At 50.5% G+C, this 20,421-nt stretch carries 22 protein-coding genes; 1 reads left to right on the forward strand and 21 read right to left on the reverse strand.

Going from position 1 to position 20,421, the window contains the following annotated elements; translation table 11 throughout:
• Positions 1-289: 289 nt before the first annotated feature.
• The gene (locus AC3WRW_RS03625) at positions 290-550 is read right to left on the reverse strand and encodes a hypothetical protein (protein ID WP_492544998.1); all 261 of its coding nucleotides are present in this window, start codon (positions 548-550) and stop codon (positions 290-292) included.
• A 186-nt stretch (positions 551-736) separates the two neighbouring features.
• Here AC3WRW_RS03625 and AC3WRW_RS03630 point away from each other — a divergent pair, with 186 nt between their 5' ends.
• Positions 737-2,299, forward strand: a complete 1,563-nt coding sequence (locus AC3WRW_RS03630; RefSeq protein ID WP_492544999.1) for a YifB family Mg chelatase-like AAA ATPase — start codon at positions 737-739, stop codon at positions 2,297-2,299.
• A 47-nt stretch (positions 2,300-2,346) separates the two neighbouring features.
• Here the strand turns inward: AC3WRW_RS03630 and AC3WRW_RS03635 are convergent, their stop codons facing one another.
• The 20 genes from AC3WRW_RS03635 to fabD all read right to left on the reverse strand — a co-directional run bounded on the left by AC3WRW_RS03635 (position 2,347) and on the right by fabD (position 20,376).
• The gene (locus tag AC3WRW_RS03635) at positions 2,347-2,724 is read right to left on the reverse strand and encodes a YraN family protein (protein ID WP_492545000.1); all 378 of its coding nucleotides are present in this window, start codon (positions 2,722-2,724) and stop codon (positions 2,347-2,349) included.
• Entirely contained in the window at positions 2,721-3,038 is a 318-nt protein-coding gene (locus tag AC3WRW_RS03640) for an EscU/YscU/HrcU family type III secretion system export apparatus switch protein (protein ID WP_492545001.1), read from the reverse strand. Before AC3WRW_RS03640 ends, AC3WRW_RS03635 begins: the two co-directional genes overlap by 4 nt.
• Positions 3,035-4,840 carry a TP0910 N-terminal domain-containing protein gene (locus AC3WRW_RS03645; protein WP_492545002.1) on the reverse strand — a complete coding sequence of 602 codons (1,806 nt, stop codon included), beginning with the start codon at positions 4,838-4,840 and terminating at the stop codon, positions 3,035-3,037. The genes AC3WRW_RS03640 and AC3WRW_RS03645 overlap by 4 nt, the downstream gene beginning before the upstream one ends.
• Before the next feature lie 74 nt (positions 4,841-4,914).
• Positions 4,915-5,562, reverse strand: coding sequence for a ribonuclease HII (gene rnhB / locus AC3WRW_RS03650; RefSeq protein WP_492545003.1), 648 nt, complete (start codon positions 5,560-5,562; stop codon positions 4,915-4,917).
• A 147-nt stretch (positions 5,563-5,709) separates the two neighbouring features.
• Complete coding sequence (gene ylqF, locus AC3WRW_RS03655) at positions 5,710-6,570, reverse strand: ribosome biogenesis GTPase YlqF (protein ID WP_492545004.1); 861 nt, start codon at positions 6,568-6,570, stop codon at positions 5,710-5,712.
• A 12-nt stretch (positions 6,571-6,582) separates the two neighbouring features.
• Complete coding sequence (gene lepB / locus AC3WRW_RS03660) at positions 6,583-7,200, reverse strand: signal peptidase I (RefSeq protein ID WP_492545005.1); 618 nt, start codon at positions 7,198-7,200, stop codon at positions 6,583-6,585.
• Positions 7,201-7,296: 96 nt separating this feature from the next.
• Entirely contained in the window at positions 7,297-7,638 is a 342-nt protein-coding gene (rplS, locus tag AC3WRW_RS03665) for a 50S ribosomal protein L19 (RefSeq protein WP_127458434.1), read from the reverse strand.
• 164 nt (positions 7,639-7,802) lie between these two features.
• Entirely contained in the window at positions 7,803-8,561 is a 759-nt protein-coding gene (trmD, locus tag AC3WRW_RS03670) for a tRNA (guanosine(37)-N1)-methyltransferase TrmD (RefSeq protein WP_492545006.1), read from the reverse strand.
• Complete coding sequence (gene rimM / locus AC3WRW_RS03675; RefSeq protein ID WP_492545007.1) at positions 8,558-9,073, reverse strand: ribosome maturation factor RimM; 516 nt, start codon at positions 9,071-9,073, stop codon at positions 8,558-8,560. Before rimM ends, trmD begins: the two co-directional genes overlap by 4 nt.
• Before the next feature lie 72 nt (positions 9,074-9,145).
• Positions 9,146-9,376: a KH domain-containing protein gene (locus AC3WRW_RS03680; protein WP_028558246.1), complete on the reverse strand. Its 231-nt coding sequence runs from the start codon at positions 9,374-9,376 to the stop codon at positions 9,146-9,148.
• Positions 9,377-9,402: 26 nt separating this feature from the next.
• Complete coding sequence (gene rpsP, locus AC3WRW_RS03685; protein ID WP_127458431.1) at positions 9,403-9,675, reverse strand: 30S ribosomal protein S16; 273 nt, start codon at positions 9,673-9,675, stop codon at positions 9,403-9,405.
• Between the two features lie 36 nt (positions 9,676-9,711).
• Positions 9,712-11,070 carry a signal recognition particle protein gene (gene ffh, locus AC3WRW_RS03690; protein WP_492545008.1) on the reverse strand — a complete coding sequence of 453 codons (1,359 nt, stop codon included), beginning with the start codon at positions 11,068-11,070 and terminating at the stop codon, positions 9,712-9,714.
• A gap of 25 nt (positions 11,071-11,095) precedes the next feature.
• On the reverse strand, positions 11,096-11,446 hold the full coding sequence (locus tag AC3WRW_RS03695; RefSeq protein WP_492545009.1) for a putative DNA-binding protein: 351 nt from the start codon (positions 11,444-11,446) through the stop codon (positions 11,096-11,098).
• Between the two features lie 154 nt (positions 11,447-11,600).
• A complete protein-coding gene (gene ftsY / locus AC3WRW_RS03700; RefSeq protein ID WP_492545010.1) occupies positions 11,601-12,587 on the reverse strand; it encodes a signal recognition particle-docking protein FtsY in 987 nt (328 codons plus the stop codon).
• Between the two features lie 27 nt (positions 12,588-12,614).
• Positions 12,615-16,190, reverse strand: a complete 3,576-nt coding sequence (smc, locus tag AC3WRW_RS03705) for a chromosome segregation protein SMC (protein WP_492545011.1) — start codon at positions 16,188-16,190, stop codon at positions 12,615-12,617.
• Positions 16,191-16,285: 95 nt separating this feature from the next.
• Positions 16,286-16,987, reverse strand: coding sequence for a ribonuclease III (gene rnc, locus AC3WRW_RS03710; RefSeq protein ID WP_171686368.1), 702 nt, complete (start codon positions 16,985-16,987; stop codon positions 16,286-16,288).
• 60 nt (positions 16,988-17,047) lie between these two features.
• Positions 17,048-18,283, reverse strand: a complete 1,236-nt coding sequence (gene fabF / locus AC3WRW_RS03715) for a beta-ketoacyl-ACP synthase II (RefSeq protein ID WP_492545012.1) — start codon at positions 18,281-18,283, stop codon at positions 17,048-17,050.
• A gap of 94 nt (positions 18,284-18,377) precedes the next feature.
• Entirely contained in the window at positions 18,378-18,611 is a 234-nt protein-coding gene (gene acpP / locus AC3WRW_RS03720; RefSeq protein ID WP_028558238.1) for an acyl carrier protein, read from the reverse strand.
• Positions 18,612-18,695: 84 nt separating this feature from the next.
• A complete protein-coding gene (fabG, locus tag AC3WRW_RS03725) occupies positions 18,696-19,436 on the reverse strand; it encodes a 3-oxoacyl-[acyl-carrier-protein] reductase (protein WP_492545013.1) in 741 nt (246 codons plus the stop codon).
• Positions 19,423-20,376, reverse strand: a complete 954-nt coding sequence (fabD, locus tag AC3WRW_RS03730) for an ACP S-malonyltransferase (RefSeq protein WP_492545014.1) — start codon at positions 20,374-20,376, stop codon at positions 19,423-19,425. Before fabD ends, fabG begins: the two co-directional genes overlap by 14 nt.
• Between the last annotated feature and the right edge of the window lie 45 nt (positions 20,377-20,421).

Here is a 20,421-nt window from a genome sequence, read left to right on the forward strand (position 1 = left end):
ACGTGCTATACAGGGGAAAAGTGTAATTTCCTATTTGTGTTGTGCACGAAATAAATCTTGCTGCCGGAATTAGTATCACACTTCTTCACAAGCCCTAACCATTGTATCACTAATTTTCGACAGTTTCCTTATTTTTTTCGTTAATTCATTCAAAGTTTCCTTTCACGCTGAAAAACTTTAGCTATCACTTTCAAATCAAAAGCAACCTTAGATTCTGATCCTCACATAGAAACAGTCATTAAAAAAGACGCATTTTCCAAAAAAATGAAAAATACGTCCATCTTTTTACTTATCCGTAATGCGGGGTTGTAGGTGTATTGATTCGCGGTTCGCGCTCCGCTTGCTTAATAAATCGCAGCTCATTGCCTGTGAAGCTGCACACCAGACATTGAATCATCGGTTCATCCTCAGGTATGGCGTCAGGATCATTGAACTCTGTAATGTTTCCGGACAGTGCATCCTTCAGAAATGACTGCGCATAGCTGGTTATTACGCTGAATTTAATACGATTAGAACGACAGTTTGGACAAAAATACGGCTTCTCCTGCATATCATCACCTCATCTTCCAGTATGTGCATGTTGACTTTTTTTAAACCATCCTTCAATCAATTACGCATTGCGTAAATTTTCCATTTTCTATACAATAGAGGGAAATATGCGGATCAATAAGGAAGCACCTTTTATCCTGATATGCAGCTTCGCGCTGCTGCTTAACAAGGAGAGGAAGGTGTTTTTTTGTACGGAAAAGTATGGAGTGCCTGCTTGCAAGGAATAGAAGGCCGAACGATAGAAGTTGAAGTCGACGTCTCCAATGGATTACCCCAAATGAATTTAGTCGGGCTGCCCGACTCCGCCATTCGCGAATCGGTGGATCGCGTTCGCACCTCCATCAAAAACTGCGGATTCACGTTTCCGATGGATCGCATTACCGTGAATCTGGCGCCGGCAGACTTGCGCAAAGAGGGCTCCTCTTTCGATTTGGCCATTGCTGTCGCCATTCTGATTACAACCGGTCAGGTAAACAGCGAGCCTTTGCAAATGACCTTGTTTCTAGGCGAACTAGCGCTGGACGGCTCGCTTAGGCCCGTGCCGGGCGTGCTTTCTATGGCACATGCAGCGAAACAGCTTGGCATCAAACGAGTCTGCGTACCTCGCTTAAATGCCGCCGAAGCCGCACTCATTGATGGCATCGAAGTATGCGGGCTAACCAATCTCTCCGATTTTAGAAATTGGAGCCAGCAAACCCATCATGAATTTGCCCAGCAGGCCAGCAATCATGAAACTTCGACAAATTTCTCGGCAGACCGGCACCATCCCGATGACTACGCCGATGTCAACGGGCAGCACCAAGTTAAACGGGCAATGATGATTGCGGCAGCGGGCTTGCATAATATTATTTTGATCGGACCTCCGGGAACCGGGAAAACGATGTTGGTCAAGCGTATGCCTTCCATTTTACCGCCTATGTCCGATCATGAAGCGCTGGAGGTCACCAAAATATTCAGCGCTTCAGGTAAGCTTGCAGACCGTTCGTCCCTGATGCGCACCCGGTCGTTCCGGGCTCCGCACCATACTATCTCCGCTGCCGGGCTTGTCGGAGGAGGCACCATCCCAAAACCTGGTGAGGTCAGCTTAGCGCATAGAGGAATTCTGTTTCTTGACGAGCTGCCGGAATTTACAAGGAATGCGCTCGAAGTGCTTAGGCAGCCGCTAGAGGATCGCTCCGTTACCATTGCCAGAGCTAGAGCAGTCTACACGTTCCCTTCGCAGTTTATTTTAGCTGCTGCCATGAATCCGTGTCCGTGCGGCTTCTATGGAGCTGAAACCGAAGCTAATGCGTGCATTTGTTCTCCCGCCAAAATCATGCAGTACCGCTCTAAAATATCCGGCCCTCTCCTCGATCGCATCGACCTGCATGTCGAGGTGCCAAAGCCCAGCTATGCCCAGCTGAACGAACATACGCGCGCTAATCCGCTCTCCTCCAAAGAAATGCTGGCTAAGGTGTTAGTTGCCCATCAGCGCCAGTTGGAACGCTATGCAGGTACCGGCATTCATCACAATAATGAATTAAGCGGCAACCTCATGCGGCAGATTTGCCAGTTAAACGCCGAAGGAGAGGAACTGCTGAGAGCTTCATTCGAAGCTCTCGGACTTAGCGCCAGAGCCCATGACCGTATTCTCCGCTTAGCCTTAACGATTGCAGACCTAGAGCAAAGCGATCATATTCTCCCTCATCATCTAGCTGAAGCCATCCAATACCGAAACCTCGATAAACAGCAAAGAGAAATCGGCGGTTAACGCAAAAAAGAGCCTTTTTTGCCCAGACCGTCTGCACGACAGTGGACTCAAAAGGCTCCTTCTATATGTTCAATCTGAACCGCTGCTCCATCCGTGGATAGTTCAACGGCAATCACATCAAAACGAACGGGCAGCTCATATTTCTGAAAGCGGTGCAAGTAAAATTGAGCGGTTTCTTTCACTTTCATTTGCTTGCGAAGGTCAACGGATTCTTTGGCCAGCCCAAACCGGCCCGAAGAACGCCTTGTTCTGACCTCAACGAATACGAGCGTGCCTGCCTGCTCGGCAATAATATCCAGTTCCCCCGTGCGGCAGCGCCAGTTCCGCGCCACAATCCGATAGTCCTGTTTGCTCAAGAATGCTTCCGCCGCTTCTTCTCCAAGCTTCCCGAGCTGCTTCCTGTTCGTTGGTCCCCGTTCGTTCATCCTCTGTTCCTCTGCTCACGCATTCGGTTATCCGATCGATAAATAAAGCTCAGCACTTCCGCTACCAGTTGGTAAAGCTCAGAAGGTATCTCTTGATCCAGATCCAGCTTGGATAACACTTCCACAAGCGAAGAATCCTCTTGAATCGGGATGCCGCTATCTTTCGCTTTTTGCAAAATAGCTTCAGCCATATGGCCCTTGCCTTTCGCGATGAGGGTCGGCGCTTTCTGCGTTTCCGGCGAATAGCGGAGTGCCACAGCCTTCTTGATCGGGGTTGGCTCAGGTATTCCGCCGGAATGTTTCTGATTCGTCATGCCCGGAAGTCTACCCCCTTGTACGTTTTCGGAAGAAAAAGCGAACGCAGATCTGCGCGACCGTCTGTCACGGCTTTCGCCTCGTTCTCTTGGACGATTGGCTGTGGATACGGCGCACATTTTAATGAAATAAACTGATACCCGGCTTTATTCATCGCCGCCGTCATTTCTTCCTTAGACTCTTCCATCATCGGCGCCAATGCCGGATGATCATTATGAATCGTCAACGAGACGATCTTATTCACGACATGCACATCGACGAGCGTATTTCCCATCACTTTCATTTGCAGGTCGAACAGCAAACGGCAGTTGCTTGCATCCACTTCCCCGCGTTTGCCTTTACGGGATTGAATATGGATCGCAGCAGACTGCTGACCGGTTCCATCCATAAAAGGAACAAACAACGTCATATGGGCAAACATGGCGGATTTGTCGCCTGACAGCATCAGCTGCTGTCCCGTAATCTGCCCAATGGCCTGCTGCGCGGCCTCTTTGAGCGGCGCAGGCGTATCATCGGAGGCTGTCAGCTGCAGCAGCAGACTCTTGAGCGTTTCCGCAGCAGGAGGCTTCGCCGCATCGTCCTGCTGGGAAGCCGCACCGATCAGATTAGGCATCTGATGATCGTCCGTCCGAGGCCGTCCGCGAAGCGGCACCTCTCCGCGCTCATCCAGCTTCGCTGCCAGATGCGCCTCGTGCTCCACGCCGACGGCCTTGAGCATCCGGCTGATCCAGTTAGGCTCCGGATCAGCCTCAGGCGCCTGAGGCGCGCTTCTGTGCGCCTCCAAGGGCTCCGCCGCCTTCTGCTTCGCAGGCGGCTGCTGGATGGGCGAACCCGCCACGGGCGGTTCGCCTTCAGGCGCAGGCTCAGCGCTTCGCGCCTGAGCCTCCGGCACGGCCGCCGCCCTAGCGGGGCGGGCGGCCTGCGGTTCCGCCACCGGCTGCGCCGGGGCGGCGGCGGGCTCAGCGCCCGCTGCAGCGGCAGCGGGCGGAGCCGTTACGGCAGCTGCCGCAGGCGCGCTGCCGGTTGCCGGAGGCGGCGGCCCTGCGGGCGCCGCCGCTACCGTGCCAGCCTGCGGAGCGGCTGGCTGCGCCAGTGCCGCGGCCGGCGCCTCCGGCGGCCGCGCAGGCCAGGCAGCTGCGGCGGAAGCGCGCAGCTCCTTCAGCAGCGCGACAACCTGCTTCGCAGTGTCCGCGGCCGGATGCTGCGGCTCCTGCTCCAATAATGCCGCAGCCTGCTGTTCAAGCTGTTCCAGCACCTTCCCTACCGGAGGTCCGGAAGTAACCTGCCTGATAGCCCCCACCGTTTCCTGCGTAAGGGGCAATCCTTTTTTATGAGCAAGAACAGCCGCTTGAGCCCATTCTTCTTTATTTACGCCTTCAGGCAAATTGCTCGTCAAAGCCTCAAAAGCCTTAACATTTTCCTTCGTTACCGGAACGCCTTCCTGCTGCATCTGCTGAACCATTTGCCGGTTGCCCGCCGTATCCTTAACGGTGAAAGCCTTAAGAAGATCGCCAAGCGAATCTTCCGTGATCTGTACGTCGGATGCCGTCAGCGGCTTTAACAAAATTTGGCCCCCGCTGGATTCCGGCTGAACCTGCAGATACGTCACATCTCCTTGCTTCAGAGGCGTTTCGAGTTTGGCCCTGACCTGGACGCCGCCAATGTTAAGCATAGCTTCTTGATCGCTAAGCAGCTGAAGAACGACCCCTTTGACAACTTGCCCTACTTTGAGTTCAAGCACCTTGCTGTCCGAAGCCGTTAGGTCGCCAACCAAGCTGCGAATTAATCCGCTTATGTTCATCCCGTTCACCTCAAGTCTTTCTTACGCTTATGTATATTATCGGCTGCCCCCAGCCATTTTTTAATAAGATGAAGTCAGATGAAATCCAGTTCCAATTGTTCCGACTGCGGCTGAGCTTCCTTTTCTTCCAGCTGCGCCATTACTTTGCGTATAAATAATTTACGGTGAAGCGGGGTAGGACCATAACGCAAAAGCATCTCCCTGTGGTGCTTCGTCGCATAGCCTTTATGTACGGCAAGTCCATACTCGGGATACTGCTCGTCCCATTCTGCGCACATCCGGTCTCTTGTCACCTTCGCGATAATCGACGCGGCTGCAATCGATTGACTTAACGCATCTCCGTGTATAATGGCGGTTTGCGGAATATCCGTATCCACGCTCTCCGCATCAACCAGCAAATAATCAGGCACATTGCTTAGCTGCTGTACAGCCTTCTTCATGGCCAATCTTGCCGCTTGCTTGATATTAAGCGCTTCGATCTGCTCCACATCAACGATGCCAACCCCGACAGCCAGCGCTTCATTCATGATCTGTTCATAGAGCGCATCGCGTTTCTTCTCAGAAAGCTTCTTTGAATCGTTGACCCCATCCAGCACAAAGCCTTTAGGAAGAATCACAGCAGCCGCAACGACATCGCCGAATAAACAACCTCTTCCTACCTCATCGATCCCGGCAACAAGGCCGAAGCCTTGATCCCATACTTCTTTTTCGTACTCCAGCAAGGATGCTCGCCCCTTTCCATTCCACCATTATAAGGGATTGCCCTTTCGTCAAGCCATACCCATTTTTTTCTACAAAAAAATAAAAAAGCCACCTCCGGCCCGCCTTGTCAGCGGAGTTCGGAAAGTGGTTATTTTGATGCTTATGTGCTAAGGCTTCTCCAAAGAAATACGCCCCATTTTACCTGCACGAAGATCGCGAATGATGATTAAAGAAGCTTTATCCAAATCGACTTTGCCTCCGCTCACAATAGCTCCGCGTTTCCGGCCGATCGCTTCCATGACCTTGACCACTTCATGCACATTATCCATATCTTCCGGAAACTCGGTAATTCCGAACCGCTCTTGGAGTGCTTCTCCATAGTGCTGAACCATGTAGCGGACAACAAAAAGTGCAATCTCATCCAAATGAAGCAGTTCTTCTTTGATCGCACCGGTGGCTGCAAGACGTTGACCAACCATCTGATCCTCGAATTTCGGCCATAAAATACCCGGCGTGTCCAGCAGGTCCATTTCCGTCCCGACTTTAATCCACTGCTGACCTTTCGTAACCCCCGGCTTATCGCCGGTTGCTGCAATTTTCTTACCCGCCAGCTGATTAATGAGCGTGGATTTTCCAACGTTTGGGATACCTACGATAAGCGCTCTTACCGCCCGGGGATTAATGCCTTTGCTGAGCTGACGTTCAATTTTGTGCGCCCACAGCTGCTTAACGCGAGGCAAAATTTCTTTGGTTCCGGTTCCGTTTGCCGCATCGATCGGCAAGGCCGGCAGACCCAAATCAGCAAAATACTTTACCCACTGCGACGTCACTTGAGGATCCGCCAAATCGTTTTTATTCAGAAGAACCAAGCGGGGCTTGCCCTTCAAAATTTCATCTACCATCGGGTTCCGGCTGGAGAGCGGTACGCGGGCATCCAAGAGCTCAATGACGACATCGATCAGCTTCAGCTTGTCTTCAATCTGCCTTCGAGCTTTGGTCATATGACCGGGAAACCATTGAATGGTCATTACTTATTCACCTCAAAAATGTATAAAACTAATTTTGTTCAGCGGCCAAAAAATAACTTCCGCGCGGCCGACGACTTTATTGTACGGAACGAAGCCTACGCTTTTAGCGCGGCTGTCTTTGGAATTCGGACGATTGTCTCCCATTGCGAAAAGCTCGCCATCCGGCACTTTCGTTTCCGGGAAGTCGGACAATGTGTTGTAGGCATGTCCTTCTTTATTGGCTTGTTCAATCGCTTCCTTAATGAAAGGCTGATCGATTTCTTGACCGTTGATGAATACTTTATCGCCGGTCACTTTCACCGTTTCCCCAGGGAGAGCGATAACACGCTTGATATAATCTTTCCCTTCAGGCGCATGGAAAACGATAACTTCTCCGCGCTTTGGCGCGCGTATGTCATACACAATCTTGTTGACGATGAGTCGTTCGCCCGACAGGAAATTCGGACGCATGGAATCGCCGTCAACGATGAAAGGCGAGAACAAGAACCAGCGAATGATAATGACAAGCACTCCCGCGATAACAAGCGCTTTGATCCATTCCCATGTCTCACTTTTTGCTGTTTTTGCCGGTGCGGCTTCCTCGTTCGTTATTGAGCTTACTTTAGGCTGATCCTGCTCGTTCTGTTCCATCACTGATTGCCTCTTTTCCAGTTTTGGTTTTGTGTATAGATTGCCCTGCCCTACAAAAATGAAAAGGAGACTTGCCTAAACAAGCCCCCCGTTTTCTTATCGAATTTCTTTGATTCTTGCTGCTTTTCCACGAAGACCACGCAGATAATAAAGTTTCGCACGACGAACTTTACCACGGCGAGCCACTTCAATCTTCTCAATCTTCGGAGAATGGAATGGGAAAGTTCTTTCCACACCCACACCGTAAGAAATTTTACGAACTGTAAACGTTTCGCTGATTCCACCGCCGTGGCGTTTGATAACAACACCTTCGAACAGCTGAATACGCTCACGTGTACCCTCGATAACTTTTACGTGTACTTTAAGTGTGTCTCCTGGACGGAAATTAGGAATATCCGTACGGAGTTGCTCTTTCGTAATCTCTTGAATAAGATTCATAGTTGACTCCCTCCTTCCACACAGGTGTTCATTCCGCTTATCTACTTCGTATGTCTTAGCTGTTACGCGTAGAGGACCACCAGACTCGAACTGTTGAAAAATTCACAACAGAATATATAATACCATAGACCGAGAAGAAATTCAATAGAGAAGTTTATGGGGGGTTACTTCGTCTGTTTCCTCTCTTGCCATTCCATGATCCAAGCTTTTTCCTCTTTGGAAAACTCTCTGCCTTCAAGCAGATCAGGCCTGCGTTCTAACGTGCGGAATAAGGATTCCTTGCGGCGCCAACGCTTCACATTTTCATGATGGCCCGACAAAAGCATGTCGGGAACTTCCCAGTCTCTAAACTTAGCTGGCCTTGTATAGTGAGGATACTCCAGAAGCCCGGTAGAGAAAGAATCCGTCACCGCCGACATCTCATTGCCAAGGACACCGGGCAGCAGCCTCACTACGCTGTCTATAACAACCATAGCGGGCAATTCACCGCCCGTTAGTACATAATCGCCGATAGACAGCTCATCGGTCACCAAATACTGCCTGATACGCTCATCATAGCCCTCATAATGGCCGCAAATAAACACAAGGTGCTCTTCCGAAGAAAGCTCTTCCGCCATCTTCTGTGAAAACGGTTTTCCTTGCGGACACATGAGAATGACCCGCGGTTTAACCGGATCTTGGCCAGCCTCTTCGCGCTTAGGCAGATCTTCGACAGCGGCAAATATCGGTTCCGGCTTCAGGACCATTCCGCCTCCGCCGCCATAAGGGTAATCATCGACCGTATTGTGTTTATTATTGGCGTACTGACGGAAATTTACCGTGTTAAGACTAACAATTCCCTTGTCACGAGCTTTCCCCAAAATGCTCGACGAAAATACGCCATCAAACATTTCTGGAAACAAGGTCAATACATCGATTCTCATTCCATTAATCCTTCCATCAGATGGATCCGTATTGTTTTCTCAGCGACGCTGACATCCAGGATCACATCATCAATCACAGGGAGCAGCAGCTGTTTGCCCTTAGGCAGGTCCACAACCCAAACGTCATTCGCTCCAGGCGTTAGCACTTCAGAAACAAGTCCTAGTTCCTGGCCTTCTTCCGTTATGACCTTGCAGCCAATAATCTCGTGATAATAATATTCTCCCTCATCCAAAGGCTGTTGATTCTTAGCTTCAATCTTAAGCAGCGAGCCTTTGAATTTCTCCACCTCATTGATGTTGTCGAACTGTGCAAATTGCACGATAAACATATTTTTATGTAAGCGGGAGGTTTGCACCGTCACCGGCGTTTGCTTATTTTGAGAATCGACGATAATTAACGAATTGCCTTTATCAAAGCGTTCAGGAAAATCGGTTTCCGGCACTATTTTCAGTTCCCCGCGTATCCCGTGGGTATTTGCGATTTTGCCAACAGTGATTAGTTTTTCTGTCATTTGCGCTTGCCCAACCTCCATATTCATTTACCTACAAGAAAAAGGCTAGGAACTGAATCCTAACCTCGTTTCTTATGAAACGATTTCAACGGCTACCCGCTTCGTTTCTTTCACTGCTGCTGACGTGACAACCGTGCGGAGCGATTTCGCGATCTTGCCCTGCTTGCCGATCACTTTACCGACATCGTCGGGGTGAACAGACAGCCTGTACTCGATCTTGTCCTCTTTCTCCACAACAGCGACACGTACTTCTTCCGGATGATCAACAAGAGCCTTAGCAATAACGGTGATAAGATCCTTCATGAACCCACCCTCCGAAAGATAACAGATTACTTCTGCAATTTCAGCTCGTGAAACTTAGTCATCAGACCTGCTTTGGAGAACAGGCTGCGAACTGTATCGGACGGTTGAGCGCCAGTTTGAAGCCATTTCAGCGCTTTTTCCTCATCAAGGTTTACAGCTGCTGGTTCTGCAATCGGGTTATAAGTTCCGATTTCTTCAATAAAACGACCATCACGCGGGGAACGGGAATCCGAAACCACCACACGGTAGAAAGGAGCTTTATGAGCGCCTACACGTTTAAGACGAATACGTACTGCCATGAAAAATCACCTCCTACTTAGAATAAAAAGCTTTATTTAAAAGGGAAATTTAAATCCCTTGCCTAACTTCTTCATGCCCTTGGCGCCTTTCGGTCCCATCATGCCGGAAAACTGCTTCATCATTTTGCGCATATCATCGAATTGCTTAATGAAACGGTTGACCTCTTGCACCGTGTTGCCGCTGCCTAGCGCAATCCGCTTCCGGCGGCTTGCATTCAAAAGCTCCGGCTTGCGTTTCTCTTCTTTCGTCATCGACTTCACAATCGCCTCAACACGGGCCATCTGCTTGTCGTCCACTTTCATATCCTTCATGCCTTTGATCTTGTTTGCTCCTGGCAGCATCTCCAGAATTTGATCAAGCGGCCCCATCTTCTTCACTTGCTCCATTTGATCAAGGAAATCCTCGAACGTGAACTCGGCGTTGCGCATTTTGCGCTCCATTTCTTTCGCCTTGTCCATATCGATACCGGCTTGCGCCTTCTCAATCAATGTAAGCATATCGCCCATGCCAAGAATTCTTGACGCCATGCGATCCGGGAAGAACGGTTCTAACGCATCCATCTTTTCGCCGCTTGCTACGAACTTGATCGGACAGCCTGTAACCGCCTTGACCGATAACGCCGCACCACCGCGCGTATCGCCATCGAGTTTGGTCAGTACAACGCCCGTTAGTTCCAACTGCTGATGGAAACTCTCTGCAACATTGACGGCATCCTGCCCTGTCATCGCATCGACAACAAGCAAGATTTCATCAGGCTCAACAGCGGAACGAACGTTTTTCAGTTCGTCCATCAGATTCTCATCAATATGCAGGCGACCCGCGGTATCGATGATGACATAATCATTGCCGTTATCTTTCGCATGTTGAAGACCGGCTTTCGCAATGTCAACCGGGTTCACTTTATCCCCTAGTGCAAAAACGGGAACTTTCAACTGCTCGCCAAGCACCTCTAGCTGTTTAATTGCCGCAGGACGATAAATGTCGCACGCAACCAGCAGCGGTCTATGGTTTTGTTTCTGGAGCATTTTCGCCAGCTTGCCGGACGTCGTTGTCTTACCTGCCCCTTGCAAGCCTGCCATCATAATGACGGTCGGCGGTCGATTGGAACGGGCCAGCTTGCTTTGCGTGCCGCCCATAAGCGCTGTCAGCTCTTTGTTAACGATATCGATAACGACCATGCCCGGCGTAAAGGACTTCAGCACTTCTTGTCCGACAGCTTGCTCCTTCACCTTGGCAATAAAGTCTTTCACCACTTTAAAGTTAACGTCCGCTTCAAGCAGAGCGAGCCTGACCTCGCGAAGCGCTTCGCCTACATCTTCTTCCGTCAGCTTACCTTTGCTTCTCAGCTTGCCGAACACGTTCTGTAACCGGTTTGCCAATCCTTCAAATGCCATGCGCTTCACCTCCTGCTTGGACTTTTTAATCGATCCCTACTATTGTATCAAAAAGCTCTGCCGTTTTCCTCTTTAGCTCCGGATCGCAGCTTTCCAGCATGCGATCCAGCTCTGTGCGAAGCTTCATACGTTGTTCATGCTTATGTAACAAGTGCAGTTTAGCTTCATATTCCTGTAAAGTCAATTCTGCGCGTTTTATATGTTCATATACCGCTTGGCGGCTTATTTCGAAATTCTCGGCAATCTCTCCGAGCGAGTAATCATCATGAAAATACAATTGAAGAAATGTTCTCTGCTTCTCGGTTAAAAGCGGTTCATAGAAGTCAAATAGCAGATTGATGCGATTCGTCTTCGCAAGCATTTGATCGACAGTCATGAATCCACCTCCGTAAAGGTTGCACCCTTGACAGCAGCACAACAGAACCTATCATACTGAATTCCGTGATGAATGTCAAGCGTTTTACCTTGTCAGTTTCCAAACAAAAAAATCTCCTCTTACCGACACCCGGCAGAGGAGATTTTCTACGGTGTTATGCTTCTTTTTGCTCGCCAATCCATTTGCCGAATAAGGCATGGACGAACTGCTCGGAATCGAATGGCTGAAGATCGTCCATTTTTTCGCCGAGGCCGACGAATTTCACCGGCAGCGACAATTCTTGACGAATCGCCACGACAATTCCGCCCTTTGCTGTTCCGTCAAGCTTGGAGAGTACCAGCCCGGTCAGACCGGTTTTGTCGCCGAAAAGCTTAGCCTGGGAGAGCGCGTTTTGCCCTGTCGTCGCATCAAGCACAAGAATGACCTCATGGGGAGCGTCCGGCACTTCCCGCTGAATGACGCGGTAAATTTTATTGAGCTCTTCCATGAGATTGACTTTGTTTTGCAAACGGCCGGCCGTATCGCACAGCAAAATATCGACGCCGCGGGTTTTGGCCGCCTGCACAGCATCGTACATGACCGCGGCAGGGTCAGCTCCGGACTGCTGCTTAATCACGTCCACGCCTACGCGCTCGCCCCACGTTTCCAGCTGCTCGATCGCACCGGCACGGAACGTATCTCCGGCGGCCATGAGCACCTTTTTCCCTTGGGATTTGAACATATGGGCCATTTTACCGATGGTTGTCGTTTTTCCAACCCCGTTGACCCCTACGAACAGAATAACCGATAAACCATTCGGATTTAAATTCAAGCCTGCATCTGCGTCGCCCTTGAGCAGCTCGATCAACTTTTCGGAAAGAACCGGCTGCAGCTCTGCTGGATCTTCGATTTTACGCTTCTTCACTTCCGCACGCAGCTGATCAATAAGCTTAAGAACCGTATTGACGCCTACGTCGGCGCCAATCAGAATTTCTTCCAATTCCTCATAAAAATCTTCGTCAATCTTTTTGCGGCGGCTAAATAAATCATCGACCCGTTCAACGAACACGTCTCTTGTTTTCGTTAATCCCTCTTTAAACTTATTCGTTACCGCTTCGGCCTTGCTGGAAATGCTCTCTTTTAACCGTTTAAAAAAACTCATAGTTCCTCCCAAAATAACTTAAACTTATTAAGATGCGGACATAGCCGCTTCCTCATCTTCCAATCGAACGGAAACGAGCTTGGACACGCCGCCTTCCTGCATCGTTACGCCATACAGCACATCGGCTTCTTCCATCGTTCCCTTGCGGTGCGTAACGACGATAAACTGCGTCATTTCCGAGAATTCACGCAAATATTCGGCAAAACGGGATACGTTCGCCTCGTCCAAAGCAGCCTCAACTTCATCCAGTACGCAGAAAGGTACCGGTTTAACCCGAATGATCGAGAATAGCAGCGCAATAGCTGTAAGCGCGCGTTCTCCCCCGGATAGAAGCTGAAGATTTTGCAGCTTTTTGCCTGGAGGCTGGGCCACAATTTCAATACCTGTATCCAGCATATTGTCTGGTTCCGATAAAATCAAATCCGCACGGCCGCCGCCGAACAATTTGGAGAAAACAACGCCGAAATGCGATCGGATGGCGTCAAACGTCGTCTTAAAACGCTTGGACATCTCCTGATCCATTTCCCGAATGACTTGATACAGCGTCGTTTTGGCTTCGATCAAATCATTTTTCTGCGTATCCAAAAACTCATAGCGCTCCGAGACCCTTGCATACTCCTCGATAGCGCCAAGATTGACGTCGCCGAGCGAAGCAATTTCGCGTTTAAGTTCACGCACTTTGCTTTGCGTCCCTTGGATATCTTCCGGCACGGGATAACGTTCTTTGGCCAGCTCATAGCTGAGCTCGTATTCTTCGCCGAGCTTTTTCAGCATGTTTTCCAGCTCGACATCCAGCCTGGTAACACGCACTTCCGTTTGGTGCAAGCTCTCTTCAACTTGCTTCAATTGCAAGCGCTGTTCACGCGTTTCATTTTCTTCGCGCTCCAGCTTCAGCAGCCATTCGGTGCGCTCTGCACGTTTGAAATCGATGCTTTCTGTACATTGCTGCTTCTTCAGCTTGAGATCATTGAGCAGCTCTACTTGCAGGACGGTTTCCTGCTCAAGCGCACTCATGTCCTGTTCGAGCTGCTGCAGGAGCCCCCGGTTCGTCTCCATCTCCCGATCGGACTCCCCAAGATCCTGCTGCAACCGCCTCTGCTGATCTTGAAGGGACTGCTTCTCTTGCGAAATGGAGGCCACCTTCACCTTAAGATCCGTCAGCTGGCTCTGCAGCTCTTCTTTCTCGGATTCGCTGGCTTTCCGCGAATGTTCCGCATCGCGAATCGCTTGCTGCAAGGAAGCTTCCTCTTGCTGCAGCTCCGCCAGCGTCGCCTCGGACTCGGTTTTCCGGCGTCCAAGATCCGCTTGCTCTTCAAGCAAAGTGCCCCTGTCTTGACTATCCAGAGACAGCTGTTCTTCCACCGTGCGGCTCTCCGCTTCAAGCGGATTCAGCTCCGCGCGGATTTGCTGCTCCTCGATACGCTTTTGCTCGCCTTGCTGGCGAAGCTGCTCGATGGTCATCATCTCTTCCGTGATCTCACGCTTCATTGCGCTGGTCTGGCTGCGCAAGCCGCCGAGCTGCCCTTCGGAATGTTTGATTTCACTATCCAGCTCTTCGATTTGGCGTTGACGGCCAAGCAGATTCGTCGATTTCTTCTGTAAGCTCCCCCCCGTCATCGATCCGCCGGGATTGACAACATCCCCTTCCAGCGTGACAACCCGGTAGCGATATTGCGCTTTCGCCGCAATGTGGTTAGCATCCTCCAGGGTTTGTGCGACAACTACATTGCCAAGGAGACTGGAGAAAATGTTTTGATACGTCTTGTCGAACGAAACGAGATCGACCGCAATGCCGATAAAGCCTTTCGCAGAACGCAGCGAACTGATTTCGTTATCCGAAATTGACCGTCCGCGAATAACGTTCATCGGCAGGAACGTAGCGCGTCCCATTTGACGGCGCTTCAAGAAGGCAATCGCCTCGCGTCCATCCGCTTCGGTCTCGACCACGATATTTTGCAGAGCGCCGCCGAGAGCGGTCTCAATCGCAACCTCAACGTCGGCCGGCACGTTCACAAGCTCGGCCACGGCACCGCGAATTCCCCGCAAATCCTTGCGGCTTTTCGCTTTAAGCACCTCTTTAACGCCCTGCATGAAGCCATCGTAATCGTTGGCCATCTCTTTCATCGTATCGCGGCGGGATATTAGCGCATCGAGCTTCTGCTCCCATTTGCGCACCATGCCTTGAGCATCATCGAGCAAGCCCTGCTTGGTTTTCAAGCTCTGCGTCAGCTGGACATACTTTTGTCTGTCGTCTTCAATTTCTTTGACGGTTTGTTCGAGTTTTACCGTTAACTCTTGCTTGCGGACCGCAATTTTCTCACGCTGTTCCGCCCATTTTTGGCGCTCATCGTCAAGCCGCTCCAGCCTGCGCACGATGCTTTCCGTTTGCTGCTCGGCGTAGCGAATTTCGTTGCGCGCCTGCGCCATACGGTTCAGCGTTTCCAACAACTCGCCTTTCAGTTGATCCTCCGGCGAAGAGCTGATGCCTCCGTTAACCCCAAGCAGCCGCTGTTCTTCCGCCGTCAGCTTGGCTTGAAATTCAAAGAGCTGAGCGCCGATTTGAATGATTTTCTCGCGCTGCTCGCTAAGTTCCGCTTCCTTGTCGATTTTCCGCTGCTCCTGCATAGCAATTGTACTGCTCAACTGCTGATGATTTGCCACGTAGTTCTTGTTGCGCTCTTTGAGAACTTCCCCGTGTCCTTCGCACTTCTCAAACTCCTCGCTTAGTCCCAGGAGGCTCTCCTGGAGCTTCTCCAGCTCCTCTTCCAGCCTGCGCGTCTCCCAGCGATGCTTCTCCAGATGAGCATCGTGCTGATTCACGATGGTGGAAAGCTCCGTTTGCTCCTTCACCAGCTTCTCCAGCTTCTGCGTCGCTTCGTTCCAAGAGAGATAGATCTGATCAATTTGATGGACATACATCGCGATTTCACTGCTTTTGAGCGTTTCACGCAGCTCTTTGTAACGAATGGCTTTCTCTGACTGCTCCTTGAGAGGTTCAATCTGATCTTCAAGTTCTGAAACCAAGTCGTGAATCCTGAGCAAATTTTGCTCTGTGTCGCTTAATTTCTTCTCAGCTTCCCGTTTACGCGATTTATATTTAACAATCCCCGAAGCCTCTTCAAAGATGCCACGGCGATCTTCCGATTTCGTACTTAAAATTTCTTCAATACGTCCTTGTCCGATAATGGAATAAGCCTCTTTCCCGATTCCCGTATCCATGAACAATTCCGTAATATCTTTCAGACGGCAGGGCTGCTTATTGATTAAATATTCGCTCTCCCCGCTTCTATGTACTCGGCGAGTAACCGTGACTTCATTGAACTCCAGCGGAAGCGATTGCGAAGTGTTGTCGAGCGTCAGCGATACTTCACCGTAGTTGACCGCCCGGCGCGCGTCGCTGCCCGCAAAAATAACATCTTCCATTTTACCGCCGCGCAAGGACTTCGCGCTTTGCTCCCCCAGCACCCAGCGGATGCCATCGGAAATATTGCTTTTTCCGCTGCCGTTCGGACCTACAACCGCGGTAATGCCGCGCACAAATTCCAGTTCCGTTCGATCAGCGAAAGACTTAAACCCGGATAATTCAATCCGTTTTAAAAACATGGTCTCACCTCAGCAATTATTGTAACATATCCCTTCTAAAAATAAGAGAAAAAAACAAAAAAGGCAGCCGAAGCTGCCTCTTTATGCTATATGACTTACCGCTGTACGGTCACATTCAATTTCAACAAAGCCTGAGCAGCAGCCTGCTGTTCAGCTTCTTTCTTGGAACGTCCCGCTCCTGTTCCAAGAAGGTCGGCATCCATGTGTACTTCAGCTACAAACTCACGCTCATGAGCAGGTCCCCGCTCATTCACGATGCGGTATTCCAGAGAACCCATGCCGTGATGCTGGGTATGCTCTTGGAGTTGAGTCTTGTAATCAATAACGAGCAGCTTGCCTTCGCTGGAAATATTCGCAAATACATGCTTCTTCAGAAAGCCTTTGACAACGTCTATACCTTGATCCAGATACAGAGCACCAACGAACGATTCAAAAACGTCCGCAAGGAGCGCAGGCCGATGACGGCCTCCGGTCAATTCCTCTCCTTTTCCAAGCAAGACGAAGGCGCCGAAATCCAAATCTTCAGCAAACGTAACGAGTGACGGCTCACAAACAATCGATGCTCGCAGCTTCGTCAGCTCGCCTTCCGAACGCCCGGGATACGTATCATATAAAAATTCCGAAACCGTCAGCTCCAGCACGGCATCTCCGAGAAATTCCAGACGCTCGTTATCTTTATGCCCCGCTATACGGTGTTCATTGACATAGGAAGAATGGGTAAAAGCTTGCTTCAGCAGCTCGGATTTCCGAAAAGTTATCCCAATTCGCTGCTGCAGTTCCTTAATATTGCGGTTCATTGCTTGATTCACCACCCAGAGAGAATGCTATTTCGTTATCTTTCTTCCCAGGCAGGCAAATTATGCTTGGAACCTTTTCATAATAATCGTAGCATTGTGACCGCCAAATCCAAACGAATTGGACATCGCGATGTCCACCTCTGCTTGACGGGCAACGTTCGGCACATAATCCAAATCGCATTCCGGATCTTGATTAACCAGGTTGATCGTTGGTGCAATCACACTGTTGGAAATCGTGAGACCGCAGATGACCGCTTCAACGCCGCCGGCAGCGCCGAGCAAGTGCCCTGTCATCGATTTCGTGGAAGATACCGCTACTTTATAGGCATGGTCGCCCAGCGCCTTCTTGATCGCTGTCGTTTCCGACTTATCGCCAACCGGCGTCGACGTTCCGTGTGCATTGATGTAGGAAATAGATTCCGGCGCAATGCCAGCATCTTTGATCGCTTTGGCCATACAACGTGCTGCTCCATCCGGATCCGGATCTGTCATGTGGTAGGCGTCACCGCTCATCCCGTAGCCGATCACTTCCGCATAGATGCGCGCTCCACGCTGCTCCGCATGCTCAAGCGATTCCAAAATCAGCACGCCCGCGCCTTCGCCCATCACGAAGCCATCGCGGTCCGTATCAAACGGACGGCTGGCCAGTTGAGGCTCGTCATTGCGCGTAGACATCGCGCGCAGTGCGCAGAACCCAGCCACGCCAATCGGCGTAATCGTTGCTTCTGCTCCGCCGCAGATCATGACGTCGGCATCGCCGCGTTGAATCATTTTGAAGGAATCTCCGATGGAATGCGTCCCTGTCGCACAAGCCGTAACAGCTGTGGAATTGGGACCTTTCGCCCCGGTAACCATCGAAATATGGCCGGAAGCCATATTCGCGATCATCATCGGAATAAAGAACGGAGAAACGCGTTTCGGGCCTTTTTCCAAAAGCACTCTATGCTGTTCTTCCCACGTGTTCAAACCACCGATGCCAGAACCGACCGATACGCCTACGCGTTCAGGATCCGTATCTTCCTTCAAGTTCAAATTCGCGTCTTTCAGAGCGTTCAGCGCCCCTGCTACAGCGAACTGTACGAAACGGTCCATACGGCGGGATTCTTTGCGATCCACATAATCTTCGATATTAAAATCTTTCACTTCTGCTGCAATGCGCGTTGGGTATTCGCTTACATCGAAATTCTCGATCAAGCTGACACCAGACTTGCCTGACGTCAAGTTGCCCCAAAACGTATCCAAATCTTGACCAAGGGCAGTAACTACGCCCATACCTGTAATTACAACTCTTTTCATTTGTACCACCTTCTATGTAGTGAATCTTCATTTTTTAATTGATTAAGAATGGAGAGAAGTCCCGTCTTGATTAGAAACGGGACTCTGTAGACTATTACGTATGAGATTTTATGTAATTCGTAACTTCTCCTACTGTCGTAATCTTCTCAGCATCTTCATCGGAAATTTCTAAATCGAACTCATCTTCTAATTCCATTACTAATTCAACTACATCGAGAGAATCAGCACCAAGATCTTCTTTGAAAGATGCTTCGAGGGTGACTTCAGCTTCATCAACCCCTAGACGATCGACTACAATTCGTTTAACACGATCCAATACGTCGGACATCCGGTTCACCTCCTCTTTGGTATTATACGAGAATCTTTGACAGATTGCCAGTAGGCAATTTTGAGATTCTCTTTTTGGCGAATCTTACATGTACATACCGCCATCCACATGGAGTGTTTGGCCTGTCATGTAGGATGCATCGTCGGATGCCAGGAAGCGGACAACCTTCGCGATTTCCTCCGGTTGACCAAGGCGTTCCAATGGAATTTGCTTCAGCATTTGCTCACGCGTCTCGCCTGTCAATTTGTCGGTCATATCGGTTTCGATAAAACCAGGCGCCACCGCATTCACGGTAATGCCCCGGGAGGAAAGCTCCTTCGCCGTTGCTTTGGTTAACCCAATAACACCGGCTTTTGCTGCTACATAGTTGGCTTGACCCGGGTTTCCGAGCACGCCGACTACAGAAGATATATTAATTATTCGACCCGATCTTTGCTTCATCATAGGACGGGTAGCGGCTTTCACACAGTTAAACACGCCCTTTAGATTCGTAGCAATGACTTGATCGAACTCTTCTTCCTTCATTCGCATGATTAGATTGTCTCTTGTGATACCTGCGTTATTCACAAGAATATCAATCTTACCAAATTTTTCAATGGTTTGCTTGACTAATTCTTCAGCTTCCTGATAGCTGCTTACGTCGGCACGCAGTTTGATGGCTTTGCGTCCCATTGCTTCGATCGCTGCTACTACTTCTCCGGCAGCCGCTTCACTTCCTGCATAGTTCACCGCAACATCGGCGCCATGCTCAGCCAAATGCAGAGCAATTGCCCGGCCGATCCCGCGGGACGCCCCGGTTACCAGTGCCACTTTACCTGTTAGCATGATCGTCACCAGCCTCCTTCAAGTACTTATCCAAAGCTTCCAGGCTTCCGATCGACACGGTTTTCACCGTTTTGTCGACCTTTTTGATAAGGCCGGCAAGCACAGTTCCTGAGCCCAGCTCAATGAACGTATCTACGCCTTCGCTGATCAAGTAAGCAATCGTGTCCTCCCATAGTACCGGGGAGTATACCTGCTCTACTAGCAAGCCGCGAATATCGCTTGGCGTTGTGACAGGTCGGGCCGTTACGTTGGCAACAACGGGCACGGTCGCCTCGCTCATCCCAACGGACGCGAGCACCTCTGCGAGGCGCTCCGAAGCCGGCTTCATGAGCGAAGAGTGAAAGGGCCCGCTCACCTCGAGCGGTATGGCACGCTTCGCGCCAGCTTCCTTGCAGCGTTCGACAACAGCTGCAACGCCTTCTTTACTGCCCGATACGACGATCTGTCCCGGGCAGTTCACATTGGCGAGCTCCACGACGGAGCCGCCGCTTGTGATGGCCTTGCACAGCTCCGCAAGCGCTTCGCGCTCGGCTCCGAGCACGGCCGCCATCGCCCCCAGGCCGCCAGGGACGGCCTGTTCCATGAACTCGCCGCGGGCCCGCACCGTGCGGACCGCGTCTTCGAACGCAAGCACGCCGGCTGCGACGAGCGCGCTGTATTCACCGAGACTATGTCCGGCGACATAGTCCGGGGCAATGCCCGCAGCCTTGAACGCTTCCAGACAAGCGATGCTTGTTGTCAGCAGCGCAGGCTGCGTGTGATACGTGATCTTCAGTTGGTCCTCCGGACCTTGGAAGATCAGATCGGACAAGGAAAAGCCCAGCGCCTCGTCCGCGCGGTCAAAATAGGCTTTGGCAGCCGGATGATTCGCGTATAAATCATGACCCATCCCCACAGTCTGTGAGCCTTGGCCAGGAAAAACAAAAGCAATTTTACCCATACGAGAATAGGTTCCCCTTTGGCAATAGATTTTAAATCAAAAAAT

The organism is Paenibacillus sp. FW126-R14, assembly GCF_058789495.1.